This is a genomic window from Streptococcus infantis (assembly GCF_047463315.1).
GTDB lineage: Bacteria > Bacillota > Bacilli > Lactobacillales > Streptococcaceae > Streptococcus > Streptococcus infantis_AB.
The window spans coordinates 224428-242471 of the sequence record NZ_JASHEB010000002.1 but is presented as its reverse complement, the minus strand read 5'-3'; the positions used below and the strand labels follow the sequence as shown (position 1 = coordinate 242471).

Annotated in this window: 16 protein-coding genes and 1 pseudogene; 13 read left to right on the top strand and 4 right to left on the bottom strand. The window is 40.1% G+C overall.

The genetic code is table 11. The features are described 5' to 3' along the window. The first annotated feature begins 6 nt into the window (after positions 1-6). From folP to QM857_RS03200, 5 genes are read left to right on the top strand one after another with little or no spacing between them, the layout of a single operon-like run. A complete protein-coding gene (gene folP, locus QM857_RS03220) occupies positions 7-951 on the top strand; it encodes a dihydropteroate synthase (RefSeq protein ID WP_414275047.1) in 945 nt (314 codons plus the stop codon). A gap of 1 nt (position 952) precedes the next feature. Continuing rightward, positions 953-2251, top strand: coding sequence for a bifunctional folylpolyglutamate synthase/dihydrofolate synthase (locus QM857_RS03215; protein ID WP_414275046.1), 1299 nt, complete (start codon positions 953-955; stop codon positions 2249-2251). A gap of 3 nt (positions 2252-2254) precedes the next feature. Beyond that, positions 2255-2809 carry a GTP cyclohydrolase I FolE gene (gene folE, locus QM857_RS03210; RefSeq protein WP_414275045.1) on the top strand — a complete coding sequence of 185 codons (555 nt, stop codon included), beginning with the start codon at positions 2255-2257 and terminating at the stop codon, positions 2807-2809. Positions 2810-2847: 38 nt separating this feature from the next. After that, the gene (folK, locus tag QM857_RS03205) at positions 2848-3669 is read left to right on the top strand and encodes a 2-amino-4-hydroxy-6-hydroxymethyldihydropteridine diphosphokinase (protein WP_414272695.1); all 822 of its coding nucleotides are present in this window, start codon (positions 2848-2850) and stop codon (positions 3667-3669) included. Beyond that, the gene (locus QM857_RS03200; protein ID WP_414275044.1) at positions 3662-4945 is read left to right on the top strand and encodes a DUF308 domain-containing protein; all 1284 of its coding nucleotides are present in this window, start codon (positions 3662-3664) and stop codon (positions 4943-4945) included. The genes folK and QM857_RS03200 overlap by 8 nt, the downstream gene beginning before the upstream one ends. Positions 4946-4977: 32 nt before the next feature. Here QM857_RS03200 and QM857_RS03195 read toward each other — a convergent pair whose 3' ends face one another. Next, the gene (locus tag QM857_RS03195) at positions 4978-5295 is read right to left on the bottom strand and encodes a DUF960 domain-containing protein (RefSeq protein ID WP_006155499.1); all 318 of its coding nucleotides are present in this window, start codon (positions 5293-5295) and stop codon (positions 4978-4980) included. A 204-nt stretch (positions 5296-5499) separates the two neighbouring features. Between QM857_RS03195 and ccpA the strand changes: the two genes are divergently transcribed. Continuing rightward, on the top strand, positions 5500-6507 hold the full coding sequence (ccpA, locus tag QM857_RS03190; RefSeq protein ID WP_004251755.1) for a catabolite control protein A: 1008 nt from the start codon (positions 5500-5502) through the stop codon (positions 6505-6507). A 39-nt stretch (positions 6508-6546) separates the two neighbouring features. On the opposite strand, the gene QM857_RS03185 is transcribed toward ccpA, so the two are convergent. Further along, positions 6547-7509, bottom strand: coding sequence for an asparaginase (locus QM857_RS03185; protein ID WP_414275043.1), 963 nt, complete (start codon positions 7507-7509; stop codon positions 6547-6549). Positions 7510-7574: 65 nt separating this feature from the next. On the opposite strand from QM857_RS03185, the gene QM857_RS03180 reads away from it, so the two are divergent. Beyond that, a complete protein-coding gene (locus tag QM857_RS03180; protein ID WP_414275042.1) occupies positions 7575-8966 on the top strand; it encodes a Cof-type HAD-IIB family hydrolase in 1392 nt (463 codons plus the stop codon). 29 nt (positions 8967-8995) lie between these two features. Here QM857_RS03180 and QM857_RS03175 read toward each other — a convergent pair whose 3' ends face one another. Next, a complete protein-coding gene (locus tag QM857_RS03175; protein ID WP_070677031.1) occupies positions 8996-9448 on the bottom strand; it encodes a universal stress protein in 453 nt (150 codons plus the stop codon). Positions 9449-9590: 142 nt separating this feature from the next. On the opposite strand from QM857_RS03175, the gene QM857_RS03170 reads away from it, so the two are divergent. From QM857_RS03170 to QM857_RS03160, 3 genes and pseudogenes are all read left to right on the top strand, one after another. After that, entirely contained in the window at positions 9591-10430 is an 840-nt protein-coding gene (locus QM857_RS03170; RefSeq protein WP_414275041.1) for a metallophosphoesterase family protein, read from the top strand. Positions 10431-10500: 70 nt separating this feature from the next. Further along, a complete protein-coding gene (locus tag QM857_RS03165; RefSeq protein ID WP_414275040.1) occupies positions 10501-10938 on the top strand; it encodes an Rrf2 family transcriptional regulator in 438 nt (145 codons plus the stop codon). A 67-nt stretch (positions 10939-11005) separates the two neighbouring features. Next, a pseudogene (locus QM857_RS03160) lies at positions 11006-12037 on the top strand (YdcF family protein). Between the two features lie 129 nt (positions 12038-12166). On the opposite strand, the gene QM857_RS03155 reads toward QM857_RS03160, so the two are convergent. Then, entirely contained in the window at positions 12167-12745 is a 579-nt protein-coding gene (locus QM857_RS03155; protein ID WP_414275039.1) for a class I SAM-dependent DNA methyltransferase, read from the bottom strand. A 216-nt stretch (positions 12746-12961) separates the two neighbouring features. On the opposite strand from QM857_RS03155, the gene recJ reads away from it, so the two are divergent. The 3 genes from recJ (at position 12962) to QM857_RS03140 (ending at position 18021) form a co-directional block, all read left to right on the top strand. Beyond that, positions 12962-15181 carry a single-stranded-DNA-specific exonuclease RecJ gene (gene recJ, locus QM857_RS03150; RefSeq protein WP_414275038.1) on the top strand — a complete coding sequence of 740 codons (2220 nt, stop codon included), beginning with the start codon at positions 12962-12964 and terminating at the stop codon, positions 15179-15181. A gap of 191 nt (positions 15182-15372) precedes the next feature. Beyond that, entirely contained in the window at positions 15373-16035 is a 663-nt protein-coding gene (locus QM857_RS03145) for a COG3942 and LysM peptidoglycan-binding domain-containing protein (protein WP_414275037.1), read from the top strand. A gap of 324 nt (positions 16036-16359) precedes the next feature. Further along, positions 16360-18021: a ribonuclease J gene (locus QM857_RS03140; protein ID WP_178895448.1), complete on the top strand. Its 1662-nt coding sequence runs from the start codon at positions 16360-16362 to the stop codon at positions 18019-18021. Positions 18022-18044 lie beyond the last annotated feature (23 nt).

The following is an 18044-nucleotide window of genomic DNA, read 5'->3' as shown; positions in this document are numbered from 1 at the left end:
ATAATCGTGGAAAAAAGAGACAATCATACAAAAACAGCTATTTGCGGTATTATCAATGTCACCCCAGATTCTTTCTCTGATGGGGGCCAATTTTTTGCTATTGAAGAAGCCTTAAAACAAGCTCGAAAATTGATTGCAGAAGGTGCCACTATTTTAGATATCGGTGGAGAGTCTACTCGACCTGGAAGTAGCTATGTTGAGATTGAAGAGGAAATCCAACGTGTGGTTCCAGTCATTAAGGCTATCCGTCAAGAGAGTGATGTTCTCATTTCGGTAGACACTTGGAAAAGCCAAGTTGCAGAAGCAGCTCTAAAGGCTGGGGCCCATATAGTCAATGACATTACAGGTCTTATGGGGGATGAGAAGATGGCGGAAGTGGTTGCCAAAGCTAGAGCTCAGGTAGTCATCATGTTTAATCCAGTAATGGCACGCCCTCAGCACCCTAGTTCACTTATCTTCCCTCATTTTGGCTTTGGAGAGCCTTTTACTGATAAAGAATTGGCTGACTTTGAACAACAACCAGTAGAAGAATTGATGACAGCTTTCTTTGACCGTGCTCTAGTAAGAGCGGAAAAAGCAGGAGTTTCGAAAGAAAAGATCATGCTGGATCCTGGGATTGGATTTGGCTTGACCAAAAAGGAAAATCTCATACTTCTACGTGACCTTGATAAATTACACGAGATGGGCTATCCTATCTTTTTAGGAGTCTCTCGTAAGCGCTTTGTCATCAATATTCTGGAAGAAAATGGTTTTGAAGTAAACCCAGAAACTGAAGCTGGCTTCCGCAATCGCGATACGGCTTCAGCTCATGTGACTAGTATCGCTACTAGACAGGGTGTAGAAGTTGTGCGTGTACACGATGTAGCCAGCCACAAGATGGCAGTTGAAATCGCATCAGCCATCCGTCTGGCAGATGATGCGGAAAATTTAAACTTGAAACAGTATAAATAAGATGAATAAAAACGAAACGAATCAGTGGATAACTAGCTACCGGACAGACCAACCGCATTTTGGTTTGGAGAGAATGGTGAAGCTATTAACCCTACGTGGCAATCCTCATCTGAAACTCAAGGTTATCCATATCGGAGGAACCAATGGTAAGGGATCTACTATAGCCTTTTTGAAGAATATGTTGGTAAAGATGGGACTAAGAGTTGGTGTCTTTAGCTCCCCTTATCTGATTCATTATACCGATCAGATTGCCATTAATGAGGAATCTATCCCAGAAGCAAGATTAGAGACCTTGTTGGTAGACTATCGCTCACTACTTGAGGGGGAGCACGCTCATGATTTGCAGGGAATGACAGAGTTTGAGATTATCACTGCTATAGCCTATGATTATTTTGCTTTTGAGCAAGTCGATGTGGCCATTATGGAAGTAGGTATGGGTGGACTTTTGGATAGTACCAATGTTTGTCAGCCTATCTTAACAGGTATTACGACCATTGGCCTTGATCACGTAGCTTTACTAGGGGATAGCTTGGAAGCTATCGCGGAGCAGAAAGCTGGAATTATCAAACAAGGAGTTCCCCTGGTAACAGGAAATATTGTCCCAGAAGCCTTAGCAGTTATCAACCAAATCGCGAAAGCGAAAGAGGCTCCTAGACTTGTTTATGGGGAAGATTATCAAGTCAGTCATCAAGGGAGTGTGGGGACGGGAGAAGTCTTTGACTATACAAGCCCGCTTAGACAAGGTCGCTTTCAGACAGGATTGCTGGGTTTGCACCAGATAGAGAATGCTGGGATGGCACTAGCTTTACTAGATAGGTACTGTCAGGAGAGTAGACGAGAATTACCAGAAAATGACTTGTTGGCTCAAGCCTTAGAAGAAACAAGTTGGCCTGGACGCTTTGAAGTTGTTTCTAGAAACCCTTTGATGATTTTAGACGGGGCTCACAATCCCCATGCTGTCAAGGCTTTGTTAGTTACCTTGGAAGAACGATTTGCTGATTATCACAAGGAAATACTTTTTACATGTATAAAAACCAAGGCCTTGGAGGATATGTTAGACTTGTTAGGAACTTTGCCAGATACTGAGCTGACATTGACTCACTTTGATGACGGTCGAGCGACAGACGAAAAAGTACTAAAAAAAGTAGCTTATTCTAGAAATCTCAACTATCAAAGTTGGAAGGAATTTCTAGATCAAAAAATGACAGAAAATGAAGAGAAAAAAAAAGTTAGGATAGTTACGGGCTCCTTGTATTTCTTGAGCCAGGTGAGAGCCTATCTGATGGAGAGGAAAAACTAGAGAATGGATACACAAAAAATTGAGACGGCTGTAAAAATGATTATCGAAGCGGTCGGTGAAGATGTTGACCGCGAAGGATTACAGGAGACACCTGCTCGTGTAGCTCGTATGTATCAAGAGATTTTTTCAGGACTTGGTCAAACTGCGGAGGAGCACTTGTCAAAATCCTTTGAAATTATCGATGACAATATGGTAGTGGAAAAGGATATCTTTTTCCATACTATGTGTGAACATCACTTCTTGCCATTTTATGGGAAAGCTCATATCGCCTACATTCCAGATGGACGCGTGGCAGGTTTGTCAAAGCTGGCACGTACAGTTGAAGTTTATGCTAAAAAGCCACAGATTCAAGAACGCTTGAATATCGAAGTGGCAGATGCTTTGATGGAATATCTAGGTGCCAAAGGTGCTTTCGTTGTTATTGAAGCAGAGCATATGTGTATGAGCATGCGTGGTGTTCGAAAACCAGGAACTGCAACCTTGACAACAGTAGCTCGTGGAGTATTTGAGACAGACAAAGATCTTCGAGATCAAGCATACCGTCTCATGGGGTTATAAAAATCGATTCAAACGATTTTTTCTAGAAAGGACTAGTTATGGATCAATTGCGCATTAAGGATTTGGAAATTTTTGCCTATCATGGTCTTTTCCCGAGTGAGAAGGAACTGGGTCAAAAATTTATCATTGATGCAAGCTTATCCTATGATATGACCAAGGCTGCTACGGACTTAGATTTGAAAGCTTCTGTCCATTATGGCGAGCTCTGTCAGCAATGGACGACTTGGTTTCAGGAAACCACTGAAGACTTGATTGAAACAGTTGCCTACAAACTAGTAGAGCGCACTTTTGAAACCTATCCAATAGTTCAAGAAATTAAACTGGAACTCAAAAAACCATGGGCGCCTATTCATCTACCACTAGACACCTGTTCAGTAACCATCCATCGCCGCAAACAAAGAGCCTTTATTGCTCTAGGTAGCAATATGGGGGATAAGGCGGCTAATCTCAAGCAAGCTCTTGAAAAAATAAGTGCTCGTGGGATTCGTATTCTCAAAGAATCTAGTGTGATTACAACTGAGCCATGGGGCGGTGTAGAGCAAGAAAATTTTGCTAATCAGGTCATTGAAGTCGAAACTTGGCTGCCGGCTCCAGTCTTGTTAGATACCTTGTTAAGCATTGAGGCAGAAATGGGACGGGTCAGAGAAGTGCATTGGGGACCTCGCTTGATTGATCTGGATTTGCTCTTTGTAGATGATCAGGTTATCTATACAGATGACCTCATCTTACCGCATCCTTATCTTGCTGAGCGTCTATTTGTCCTAGAATCACTTCAAGAAATAGCCCCACATTTTATTCATCCAGTACTGGGACGATCAGTTCGTCACTTGTATCGTCAATTGGAGAAAGAAAATGTTTAAGTTTTCCGAAACTTATAGTAAATGGAGAAGTCTAGGGGAAGGTGCAGTGGCCATAACCTTAGGCCTTCTCTTGATTTGTTTTGGACAGTTGGTACCGAGGTTAGGTTACCAGCTATTAATGGGTTATTTTTCTTTGTCTGCCATTTGGCATTTATTGACACGATGGTTTCAGGAAAAGTCCAGCAGAGAAAATATTTTTGTAACTCTAGCCAAACTCTTTGTTGCGGTTATCCTATTTGACTCTGTCATCTTGCAAGGGATCGCCCTCTATTTCTTGGTCATTTCTATTGGAAGTTATCAATTGTTTACAGGTCTGATTAGCCTGATTACCTGGTTGATTTACCGAAATAATCATATCCATCCGAGAATCAATTACTTATTTGATGCTTTGTGGATGATGGTATTTGGTCTCTATAGTATCTCCCCTTTTCATGATGCAACAAATTTTGAGTTGCTCCTGCTTGGTTTTTACTTAATTATGTTGGGAGCGAGCAGCCTCAGAGATGGTTTCTTTTTTGAGAAAGGGAGAAGCAATCCTAAGCTCAAGCGTAGAATGAGAATGACCCTGCCTATATTTATGACAGCCTTGATTCCCATCAGCACCTTACGACGATGGAATGAAAGGTTATCTACTAATCAGACGGAAGAAAGCGAAGTGCATTTGGAAAGAAAAAATGAAAAATCAGTTGATTTAGAAATTTTTATCCATGCTTCAGAATCATCTTTCTTCTTGGCAATGGGGCATGTAGATATCTGCTATCAAGGTCAGGTTATTTCCTACGGCTCTTATGACCCTCACTCAGAGCGCTTGTTTGGTACAATTGGCGACGGGGTTTTATTTAAGGCCAATCGTGAAAAATATATTGAACTTTGTAAGAGAGAAAGCCAGAAAACCCTATTCGCCTATGGTTTAAGCCTGTCTGAACAACAGAAAAAGGCCATCGAAGAACGGTTGAGAGAGATAGAAAGCCTCTTGATACCATGGGAGCCAAGTTCACAACTACTGAAAAGAAGGGAGGGAGAAATCAAACATACCTATTCTTATCAGCTGAAACACGAGGCTGATGCAACCCTCTATAAGTTCACATCATCTAAATTTAAAACATACTTTGTTCTCAGTACAAACTGTGTTCTATTGGCCGACTCTATTGTTGGAGAGGCTGGAACAGATATCCTGAGTCCCCAAGGTTTTATCGTCCCTGGGACTTATCAGGACTATCTTGATTTAGAATTTAAAAAACCGAGTGGTATCGTGGTCAGTCGTTCTATTTATTAAAAAAGAAAACTCTAGTCAGAAGACTAGAGTTTTTAAAATAGGTCATTTTCTTCAGGTAGGAGGATGGTTTCCTTACCGTCCATATCCATAACAAGTACTTTCGGTGGGTACAATGGGTCAAAGGGATGATTAAAATCGAAGTCAATCGTAGTCGGTAGATGTTGACTTGAAAAACGGAAGGTGATGGAACCGTTACTGTTTAAGAGCTGAAATTCCAACTCATCTTCTAATTCAAAAACATGCTTTAAAAAATGATCAATAATGTACCAGATTGAGTCAATCACATCGTCTGGGAGATTGGTTACCACACCAAAGCTGGCACAACGTCTATGAGAATCCGTAAAAGCCATCCATGCCTCCTACTTAATTTTTTATTATCATACTGCAAACTGGCCTAAAAATCAAGAAAAGTAAACTAATTTACAAAAATATGATTATATATGAAATTTTTTCAAAGAAAGTTCAATTAATCCTTGAAAATGCTTACAATTAGTGGTAAACTAGTAGTGGTGTAAACATGAAAACAAAATTTTCAACATTAGAAAGGAAACGGTATGAACACAGATGATACAGTAACAATTTATGACGTTGCCCGAGAAGCAGGAGTTTCAATGGCAACTGTCAGTCGTGTAGTCAATGGCAACAAGAATGTCAAAGAAAACACTCGTAAGAAAGTTCTAGAGGTGATTGATCGCCTAGACTATCGCCCAAATGCAGTAGCTCGTGGCTTGGCAAGCAAACGAACAACAACTGTTGGGGTTGTCATCCCAGATATCACTAACACGTATTTTGCTGCGCTAGCAAAAGGGATTGATGATATTGCAGAGATGTACAAGTATAACATCGTCCTTGCGAATAGTGATGAGGACGATGAAAAAGAAGTGGCAGTAGTGAATACACTCTTTTCAAAACAAGTTGATGGTATTATCTTTATGGGCTATCACTTAACAGAGAAAATTCGCTCAGAGTTTTCACGTTCACGTACCCCTGTAGTTCTTGCAGGAACAGTGGATGTAGAACACCAGCTTCCAAGTGTTAATATTGATTATAAGAATGCTACTGCGGATGCTGTTCGCCATTTGTTGAAGCGTAACAAAAAAATTGCCTTTGTGAGTGGCCCGTTGGTAGATGATATTAACGGTAAAATTCGCTTGGTTGGCTACAAAGAAGCTTTGAAAGCAGCAGGAGTCAACTATAGTGAAGGACTTGTATTTGAATCTAAATATCGCTATGATGATGGTTATGCTCTGGCAGAGCGCTTAGTTTCTTCAAAAGCAACAGCAGCGATTGTGACTGGTGATGAATTGGCAGCTGGTCTCTTGAACGGCTTGGCTGATCATGGAGTTTCAGTACCAGAAGACTTTGAAATCATTACGAGTGATGATTCTCAAATCGCTCGCTTTACTCGACCAAGCCTTACAACTATCGCACAACCCTTGTATGATTTAGGTGCGATTAGTATGCGTATGTTAACTAAAATTATGCATAAGGAAGAATTGGAGGAACGTGAAGTCCTCCTACCTCACGGTTTGACAGAACGCAAATCAACTCGCAAAAAGTAATAAAAAAACCAGGAATCTAGCTGATTTCCTGGTTTTTTATTATCCTTCCATATATGTTTGGAGTTGTTCGCCCTTAAGTCCAGCATTGATTGCGATAAGAAGCTTCAGTCGTGCTTTTTGAGCGTTTAGTTCTTTTACAAAATATACACCATCATTCTGAAGACAAACACCACCGCCTTCGTAAGCGTAAACGGGTTCGGCAATCCCATTAAAACAGCGAGAGACTAGTGCAATAGGAAGTCCTGCTTGACTGAGAGATTTTAATTTTTCAGCTGTTTCCTTTGGTACATTTCCAGCACCAAAAGCCTGAATAATCAATCCATCTAGTTGGTCAACAGGAAGTAAATCGAGAAGTTCATCGGTCATGCCCGCATAAACAGGGATAATAGGGACCAACCCTTGAATGCTCTCAAGGTCAAAACGAACACGAGGTTCTGCCGTTTTGAAGTAGAGAATTTCCTGCTTCATAATGAGTCCGAGTGGTCCATGAGTTGGTGTTTGAAAGGTACTAACGTTAGTAGTATGCGTTTTTGTGACATATTTGGCGGCGTGAATTTCATCGTTCATAACGACCAACACACCCTTATCTGCACCCTTATCATCACTCGCAACGCGTAAGGCGCTAAGATAGTTGTAGACACCATCACTTCCCAGTTCATTGGAACTTCTCATAGCACCTGTCAGGACGATAGGCATATGAGGTACCTCCATGGTGTCGAGGAAATAAGCTGTTTCTTCTAGTGTATCTGTCCCATGTGTAATGACAACACCATCATAGGCCGATGCCTCTTGTTTAATCTTTTGGTAGAGGGCTAACATATGCTTAGGCTTGATGTATGGGCTGGGCAAATTTAAAAAATCCAAGGAATGGACTTCGATACCTTCGAGAGGATTAGAGATATGATTCATAGGGTTATCAGCACTAGTCCTTACAGCTCCAGATTCATCTGCCTGCATGGAGATAGTGCCACCGGTATGTAAAACAAGGATTTTCTTAGTCATGATTCACTCACTTTTTCTGAAATGTGGTATAATCATTGTATCATAAAAGAAAGGAATGAGATAGAATGGAAGTCAAAGCTGTGTTTTTTGATATTGATGGAACGCTTGTAAATGACAGTAAGAGTGTTTTGAAGTCCACAAAGGAAGCTATCAAGATTGTGAAAGAACAAGGGGTGCTTGTTGGTGTAGCAACAGGGCGAGGACCTTTTTTTGTTAAGGATTTGATGGATGATTTGGATCTGGATTTTGCAGTGACCTACAATGGCCAATATATCTTTAACAAAGATCGTGTTCTTTTTGCTAGCCCTATTGATAAGAGAAGCCTCAGACAAATCATCTCTTATGCTAAGAAAAATAGAAAAGAGATTGCCATGGGAACGCGACAAGACGTTGTCGGTTCTCGGATTATGTCCTTTGGACTCAGCCCTCTTTCACAGCTAGTTAGTCGATTTGTACCTAAATTTTTGACTCGTACTGTTAGTCATTCCTTTAATCGTATGGTCAGTAAGGCCCTTCCTCAGAAGGAAGATGATTTGTTGGACTTAATCAATCAACCGATCTATCAGGTGCTTATGTTGATGACGCCTGAGGAGACTAACCATGCTGCTGAAGAATTAAACAATCTGAAGTTCACCAGAAGTAATCCATTCGCGGCCGATATTATCAATCAAGGAAATTCTAAGTTAGAGGGTATCCGCCGTGTCGGAAAAGAGTATGGTTTTGATCTCAACCAAGTCATGGCTTTTGGAGACTCGGATAATGACTTGGAAATGTTGGCTGGTGTCGGGATGTCTGTTGCCATGGGAAATGGTAGTAGCAGTGTAAAAGAAGTTGCTAAGCATATTACTGCCAGCAACCAAAATGATGGGATTCACAAGGCTTTGGAATATTTTGGAGTCTTGGCTTCTGAAAAAGTCTTTGTCAGTCGTGACTATCATTTCAACAAGGTTAAGACCTTCCATCGTATGATGGATGAGCGAACTCAAGAAGAACCTATAGCTTGGGATTTAGAAGGGGCGACCCACCGTGCTGGCTTTAAGATTGAAGAGTTAGTTGAATTTGTCCGTGCTGCAAGCAATTCTGAAGAGGAATTCCAACAAGCTGTGCAGGATTTACACCAAGCACTTGATATATCTGCCGAAAAAGTATCTCAGTCAACACCAGCTGAGAAAACCCTCGTTGGTCAAGTGGATGCTTTGATTGATACGCTCTACTTTACTTATGGAAGTTTCGTTTTAATGGGGGTAGACCCAGAGAGAATCTTTGAGATTGTCCATCAAGCAAACATGGGTAAAATCTTCCCAGATGGTAAGGCTCATTTTGATCCAGTAACCCACAAAATCTTGAAACCAGATAACTGGAAAGAAAAGTACGCTCCAGAGCCTGCAATCAAAAAGGAAATAGAGCGCCAAATCAAGGCTTATGAACGTCATAAGGAAAGAGAAAACCAAAAATAAAAGGAGCAGATGCTCCTTTTATTTTTGGTTTATAAAGTTTTATCCTTGTCTCGAACGACGAGAAGGTCAACGCTTGTATGGCGTAGGATATATTCTGATGAAGATCCAACAAGCAAACGTTCGAAGGCGTTAAGCCCTGTTGCTCCAACCAATATCAAATCAACGTGTTCTTGGTCAGGGATTGTTTTAGCCAAAAGAGTTTTAGGATTTCCCATTTCGATGACAACTTGAATATCTTTAAGACCAGCGTCTCTTGCACGCTTTTCATATTCTGCCATCAAATCTTGGGCCTCAACTTGTAACTCTTCGTAAACTTCTGCATCGAATGTTGAAATGCTTTGAAGAGCACGAGTATCGATTACATGCGCAATGGTTAATTTAGCCTGGTTACGTAATGCTGACTGAACTCCTTTGATAAAAGCCAAATCAGCTTCTTTAGAACCGTCGACTGCTACCATGATGTTTTCGTAACGTTGTGTCATATCAAAAACCTCCTCATTTCTTATCACCTTCATTGTAATCCTTTTCACTAAAAAAGTAAAGTAAAACATGATAGCAAAAATGCTTTTTGACTTTGATTTTGAGAGTGTTATAATTAAAGGATAGAATGCAAGAGGGGATCATATGACAAAAATTGCGGTACTTTCAGATATCCATGGAAATACAAGAGCACTGGAAGCTGTTTTAGCAGATGCAGAGAAGGCAGGCGCTGAGGAATATTGGCTTTTGGGAGATATTCTCATGCCTGGGACAGGACGAAAAAATATTCTTCAACGATTGGAAGGCTTGCCAATAACGGTTCGAGTTTTGGGGAATTGGGAAGAGAGTTTGTGGCGGGCTGCTCATCGAAAATTAGATACAAGTAGACCTAGCCATCGATACCTCTTGCGCCAATGCCAGTATATTATGGAAGAAATTAGTCTAGATGATATTGAAGCTCTACAGGCATTTCCCATGCACAGCCACCACCAGTTTGGAAATCTGAAGGTAGGGATAAGCCATCATTTGCCGGATAAAAATTGGGGAAGAGAACTGATCCATCTTGGCAAGCAGGAGGATTTTGACCGTTTGGTAACCAATCCTGACTGTGATATTGCGATTTATGGGCATATTCACCAGCAATTTCTTCGCTATGGGAGCGAGGGACAACTCATTTTAAATCCAGGTTCAATTGGGCAACCGTTCTTTTTATCAGCAAGTCTACGTGAGGATTTGCGGGCGCAATATATGATTTTGAATTTTGATAACAAAGGTTTGAAGGATATAGATTTTCGTCGTGTTGATTACGATGTTGAGTCAGAATTAAAATTGGCTAGAGATTTGAAATTGCCCTACTATGAGGTGTACTATGAAAGTTTAGTCAATGGAATTCACCATACCCATAATCAGGACTTGTTGCACGAAATCGCCCAGAGTCAAGGACATGATGTTGAATTGGATGACTGGCTTAGTCGTAACTCTTGACATTACAACTCTAGGAGATATAATAAATATAAGAGAAGAATGAGCTTAGTTAACGAAAAAGGAGGACTGCATGCAAATTTCAAGCCGATTTACCATTGCGACACATATGTTGGTAATCATTGCCCTAAAAGGGAAGGAGAGCAAGGTGACTAGCGATTTTCTAGCTAGTAGTGTTGGAGTCAATCCTGTTATTATCCGAAAAACTTTGTCCCAACTGAAAAAAGCAAACTTGATTTCCGTCGCGCGTGGAACTGGAGGGGCAGAGATTATCAAAAATCTTGAGGATATCAGTCTTTTGGATATTTATCAAGCGGTGGAATGCCTTGGAAAGACTGGACAACTCTTTAGTTTCCATGATAATCCTAATCCTAACTGTCCAGTAGGAGCCAATATCCATGGTGTTTTAGATGAGAGATTACAAAAGATTCAGCTAGCCATGGAGCAGGAGCTGAGCAAAACCAGTCTTGCTCAAGTAGTGGCAGATGCAGAGAGTAGGATAGAAGGATAAGAGGACCTAAGGTCCTCTTTTTTTTGTGGATAATTATGATAAGATAGAATTATTAAAGGAGGAAGAAATGTATCTCGTTATAGGAATTGTATTAGCATTTATACTGTCATTTTGGAAGGATAATAGAAGTTTGTGGAATCCAGTATTATTTTTATTATCTCTCATTTCAAGTTATATTTATCTAGCCTACTTTTTTTATAAAAATGGGTATGAGAATGTTCATTTAGCTTTTTATGTATTTGCCTTTGTCTTACTTCCTTTTTTGTTTTTCTGAGTGGAATCTTTTTAGTCTATAATGGGGTCATTTTGTTGAAGCGAGAGGGACGTTCAAAGACCAATTATCTCTCAATGCTCTTTGGAATATTTATTTTGCTATTTTTTGCCTTGATTTCATTTCGATTGGGGGGGTCGAAATGCATTATTTTACACCAATCATTTTCTAAACATTTTATTTGTATTCATTGTCTATTCTTATTTTATTTTTGGCTTTGCCTTTGCCTTTGCCTTTGTGGGTTTCATGTTGTACTCTATCTTGTATCTCTTTATTCCCAAGAGGAAGCATTATGATTTTATTATCATTCATGGTGCAGGTTTGTTAGGTGGAGAAAAGGTAACACCTTTGCTAAAGAGGAGAGTTGATAAGGCAGTAGAAGCTTACCACAAGTCTAAGAATCCTCATATCAAAATCATAGCCAGCGGTGGACAAGGGGCGGACGAAAAGATTTCTGAGGCCCAGGCAATTACAAACTATCTGCTTGAAGAGACAGACGTTCCCCGTGATGCGATTATCATGGAGGACCAGTCAAGAACGACCTATGAGAATCTTCTTTATTCTAAGAAGCTTGGCGAGAAACTGGTAGCAAGCCCCCAATTTCTTTTTGTGACAAATGATTATCATGTTTTTAGAACAAGTACCTATGCTCGTAAGCTAAAAATGAAAGGTGATGGTCTAGGTTGTCGGACAGCGGGCTACTACATTCCATCAGCCTTTATACGTGAATTTGTAGCTCTATGTGTGAAATTGAAGTGGCTCTTTATGTTCTTCTATGGATTATTATTCCTAGCTCTTCTTTTATCCTATAAGGGAATTCTTTGGTAATAAGAAACTCTCCTTAATTTTTTAAGGAGAGTTTTTATGATAGAAATAGTTGAAAAAAGTAGACTAAAAAGCTTGATAACTGAAGAAAAAATGAAGTAGAATTATTTCAGCGCTTGTTCTAAGAAGTGATTATCTTATCGCCGATGTGAGAAATAGTTGAGAAGGTTTATCAAGGAAAAGATTGTCGGAACTATAAAGTATTTGGGTCTGAATGTCTGAGAAGCCATGATTTTTAAGAGTCTCCTCAAGTTCCGAAATAATAAAACCATGGTTTTCTCCATCTGGTACGGTATAATCAGCGATAAATAGTTGACCTCCGGGAGTCAAATGTTCCTGAAACATAGCTAGGCTGGAATCAAGATGAGGCATGTGATGAAGAACACGACTAACGATAATGAGATCGAATGTTTGCTCTAATGGCTTAAGTAATAAGTCTTGTTGAATCAAGTGTAGATTTTCAAGTTTTTGGTTTTTAACCTTGATACGAGCTTGCTCCAGCATTTTTTCTGCGATGTCAACCAAGGTCACTGACTTGACTTGTTTGGCTAGAGGAAGAGCGATAAGTCCAGTTCCTCCTCCAAAATCTAGGATTGATTTGGTAGATAGCTCAGAGACTTGTTGCTTGATCTCTGCATTTACAAGGTCTGCTAGAAATTGATTTTTGGGAGAATCGAAAGATTCTGCTCGATGATTAAAATGATGTTCCATGTCAATAGTGTAGCATAAAGAGAAGATGTTTTAAAATTTTGGCTACGTCTTGTTGAAAAGGGATAGAATTATCAACTGGTGTATAGTTTTTTTAACCTTGATAAGGACCGGAGTATTTTGGGATATTGATTGAAAGAGTTAAGGAAATAAAGAGGAGAAAAACAAAAATCATGTTATAATAAATGAATAGAATCGTAAGAAAGAGTGGATGTTTGAGTGATAATTCCTACTTATAATTGGCAATTTTCTCCGCAGGTTGAGGATGCGGATTTTACAAAAATAGCCAAGAGTGCAGGCTTGAGTTCTGAAGTCGCTTGTTTGTTGTATCAACGAGGAATCAGGGATGAAAGCAGCCTGAAGAAATTTTTAGAACCTTCTTTGGAAGATTTACATAATCCTTATCTCTTACATGATATGGATAAGGCAGTTGATCGTATTCGCCAGGCCATTGAGCGAGGGGAATTGATTCTGGTCTATGGAGACTATGATGCGGATGGGATGACTTCGGCTTCGATTGTCAAGGAGAGTTTGGAACAATTAGGTGCAGAGTGTCTGGTCTATCTCCCTAATCGCTTTACAGATGGTTACGGACCAAATGCTAGTGTCTACAAATATTTTATCGAGCAGCAGGGAGTGTCTCTGATTGTGACGGTGGACAATGGTGTTGCCGGGCATGAGGCTATTGACTTGGCTCAGTCTATGGGCGTGGACGTCATTGTGACAGACCACCACTCCATGCCAGAGGTTTTACCAGATGCTTATGCAATCGTCCATCCTGAACACCCAAAAGCAGATTATCCTTTTAAACATTTAGCAGGTTGTGGCGTTGCTTTCAAACTAGCTTGTGCCCTCTTGGAGGAAGTGCAGATTGAGTTGCTTGATTTGGTTGCCATTGGAACGATTGCGGATATGGTCAGCTTGACAGATGAAAATCGTATCATGGTTCAATATGGTCTAGAAGTTTTGCGAAATACCCAAAGACTAGGTCTCCAAGAACTCTTTGAAGTTGCTGGAATTTCTAGCAGTGACCTTACAGAAGAGACGGTTGGTTTCCAATTAGCTCCTCGTTTGAATGCCCTAGGACGTTTGGACGATCCCAATCCAGCTATTGACTTACTGACTGGATTTGATGATGAAGAGGTGCATGAGATTGCCCTCATGATTCAAGAAAAAAATGAAGAACGTAAGGAAATCGTTCAGGCTATCTATGAAGAAGCTAAAAGCTTGATAGACCCTAACAAAAGTGTTCAAGTTTTGGCCAAACAGGGCTGGAATCCAGGAGTACTTGGGATTGTAGCTGGTCGCTTGTTGGAAGAATTAGGGCAGACAGTTATTGTTCTGAATATTGAAGACGGTCGTGCTAAGGGAAGTGCGCGGAGTATTGAAGCTGTCGATATTTTTGAAGCCTTGGATCCGCATCGTGCTCTATTTATCGCCTTTGGTGGCCATGCAGGTGCTGCAGGCATGACGCTCGAAGTTGAACAGTTAGATGCCTTGTCAGATATTTTAGAAACCTATGTAAAAGACAAAAGGATAGATGCCAAGGGTAAGAGTAAATTATATCTAGATGAAGAACTAGATTTGGAAAATCTGAGTTTAGATACAGTTAAAAGTTTCGAACGGTTAGCTCCTTTTGGAATGGACAATCAAAAGCCTGTCTTCTACATTCGAGATTTTCAAGTTGAAAATGCTCGTTCTATGGGAGCGGGAGATAGTCATCTGAAATTGAAAATATCCAAAGGGAATGCGAACTTTGAAGTGGTTGCTTTTGGTCAAGGGTCGAAAGCGACAGAATTTGCGCAGACCAAACAACTGGAATTGGCAGTTACCCTTTCCGTTAACCAATGGAATGGCCAAACAACCCTCCAGTTGATGATGGTAGATGCTCGTGTAGACGGTGTTCAACTCTTTAATATTCGTAGTAAGAGCGCTGCTCTGCCAGATGGAGTACCCGTACTTGATTTTTCAGGAGAATTGCCTGATATCTCTAAAAGTCTAGCGGTTGCGGTCAAAAATCTTCCAGAAGACATCACTATTCTTAAAGACATCTTCCAGCAACATGATTTCTCAGCTATTTACTTTAAAAACGATATTGATAAACCCTACTATTTGACAGGTTATGGGACAAGAGACCAATTTGCTAAGCTTTATAAGACGATTTACCAGTTTCCAGAATTTGATATTCGCTACAAACTCAAGGACTTATCAACCTATCTCAAAATTGAGCAAATTTTACTAGTTAAGATGATTCAGATTTTTGAAGAGCTTGGTTTTATCACCATTGAAAATGGTGTGATGAGGGTTAATAAAGACGCGGCTAAACGGGATATTGCTGAAAGTCAGATTTATCAAAATCTCAAGCAAACTGTTAAAGACCAAGAAATGATGGCACTAGGAACAGTGCAGGAAATCTATGATTTCTTGATGAAAAAATAAATACAAAGAGGCTGAAGTAAACTATTTCAGTCTCTTTTTGTAAGTGCTTTTTAACTTTATGTAGTAAAAGTATACAGATTTGTAACATGACTACAACATAAATCTAAAACAACTGACATGTAAATCAGGTATGATTCTCTTATCAACATTAAAATTAAAAATAATCAATAAAATTTTAGGAGAAAATTGTTATGAAAAAAACAGTTGCTAAACTGACTCTTGGTTTAACATCTATAGCTATTTTGGCGACAGTTGGTGCTCAGACTGTTAGCGCAGACTCTTACGTTGTTCAAGACGGTGATTCATTTTTTGCTATTGCTACTGCAAATGGTATGGATCCTTATGAGTTGGCAGCTAATAATGGGAAAAGCATTTTTGATACCATCCACCCAGGTGATGTGCTAGAAGTGAGTGGTCCAACTCAAGTTAGCTATTCATACAATGCTCCGGCTTATGAAGCACCTAGTACTGCGAATGCGGTAGCAGTTGAGGATGTTGTCGTAAATACTCCTACAAACTACGGGAACTCATATCCTATTGGTCAGTGTACATGGGGCGTAAAAGAATTGGCACCTTGGGCTAGTAACTGGTGGGGAAATGCCAATACTTGGGCAATCTACGCTAGTGCACATGGCTTTAAGACAGGAAATGTACCTGTAGTAGGAGCAATCGCCGTGTGGGACGGTGGTGAATATGGACATGTTGCATATGTCACAGATGTACAAAGTGAGACTTCTATCCAGGTATTGGAATGTAACTATGATGGCAGTGGAACTCAACCAATCGGAAACTATCGTGGATGGTTTAATCCGACTGCATCAAGAGGTACTGTAAGATACATTTATCCAAACTAAGAATACTTAAAAAGATTTAGAATTTCTAAATCTTTTTTTAAGTACTCAAGCCTAGTTTTTAGGATTTTGGTCAGCTAGAAATTTCGGAGCTTCATTCGATTTAATCGTTTAATGATCTTAGACGAAGCTTAAAAAAGAACAAAGGAAGCCGCTGTGGCTATTAGAGTGAATGTTCTCTAGTTGAAATCCTATCTTCATTTTGAAAATTAGTAAAAAAATGGTATAATGAGAGGAAAAGATTCGGATAAAAGTATATTGGACTTTAAAAAAAAAGAGAGTTGTGAAGACTCTATAAACACGTTATAGTAATACTTCGGAGGAAAAATGACCAATATTAAATTAACAACTTTGGGCGGTGTTCGTGAAAATGGTAAAAACATGTACATCGCAGAAATTAACGACTCTATCTTCGTTTTAGATGCAGGTTTGAAATACCCTGAAAATGAGCAGTTGGGTGTCGATGTCGTTATTCCAAATATGGAATATCTATTTGAAAACAGCGACCGTATTGCAGGAGTCTTTTTAACGCACGGACATGCGGATGCGATCGGAGCTCTTCCTTATCTTTTGTCAGAAGTGAAGGTTCCTGTCTTTGGTTCAGAATTGACCATCGAACTTGCTAAGCTTTTTGTAAAGGGAAATGATAGCGTTAAGAAATTTGATGATTTCCATGTTATCGATGAAAACACCGAAATTGACTTTGGTGGTACTGAAGTTTCCTTCTTCCGCACAACTCACTCTATCCCAGAGAGTCTTGGTGTTGTTTTGAAAACATCTGAAGGCAACATCGTCTATACAGGTGACTTTAAATTTGACCAAACAGCAAGTGAATCATACGCAACCGATTTCGGACGTCTAGCTGAAATTGGTCGTGAAGGAGTTTTGGCTCTTCTAAGTGATTCAGCAAATGCTGACAGCAATATCCAAGTAGCCAGCGAAAGTGAAGTTGGAGACGAAATTACACAAACTATTTCCGACTGGGATGGACGTATCATCGTTGCTGCAGTTGCAAGTAACCTTTCTCGTATTCAGCAAGTGTTTGATGCGGCTGCGGATACAGGTCGTCGTGTTGTTTTGACTGGTTTTGACGTTGAAAATATCGTTCGTACAGCTATCCGTTTGAAAAAATTGTCTTTAGCAAATGAGAATCTCTTGATTAAACCAAAAGATATGTCTCGTTTTGAGGACCATGAATTAATCATCCTTGAAACTGGACGTATGGGTGAACCAATTAACGGACTCCGCAAAATGTCCATTGGTCGTCACCGCTATGTTGAAATCAAAGATGGTGACTTGGTCTATATCGTTACGACGCCATCAATTGCTAAGGAAGCTGTGATGGCACGTGTAGAAAACATGGTCTACCAAGCAGGTGGTGTCGTGAAACCGATTACTCAAAGCTTGCGTGTATCAGGACATGGGAATGCGCGTGATCTTCAATTAATGATTAATCTCTTACATCCTCAGTATCTCTTCCCAATCCAGGGAGAATACCGTGAGTTGGATGCTCATGCCAAGGCTGCTATGGCGGTTGGTATGCTACCAGAGCGTATCTTTATCCCTAAAAAAGGGACAACCATGTCTTATGAGCATGGAGACTTCGTTCCATCCGGTGCTGTTACTGCAGGTGATGTCTTGATTGATGGTAATGCCATTGGGGATGTTGGGAACGTTGTTCTTCGTGACCGCAAGGTCTTGTCAGAAGATGGTATCTTTATAGTAGCTATCACTGTTAACCGTCGTGAGAAGAAAATCATTGCTAAAGCTCGAGTACATACGCGTGGATTCGTCTATCTTAAAAAGAGTCGTGATATCTTACGTGAAAGTACAGAGTTGGTGAACCAAACAGTTGAAGATTACCTCCAAGGTGAGGACTTTGACTGGGCTGATCTTAAAGGGAAGGTCCGTGATAATTTGGCCAAATTCCTTTTTGACCAAACCAAGCGTCGTCCAGCCATCCTACCAGTAGTCATGGAAGCAAAATAAGGATTAAATAACAGTAGAGAAAG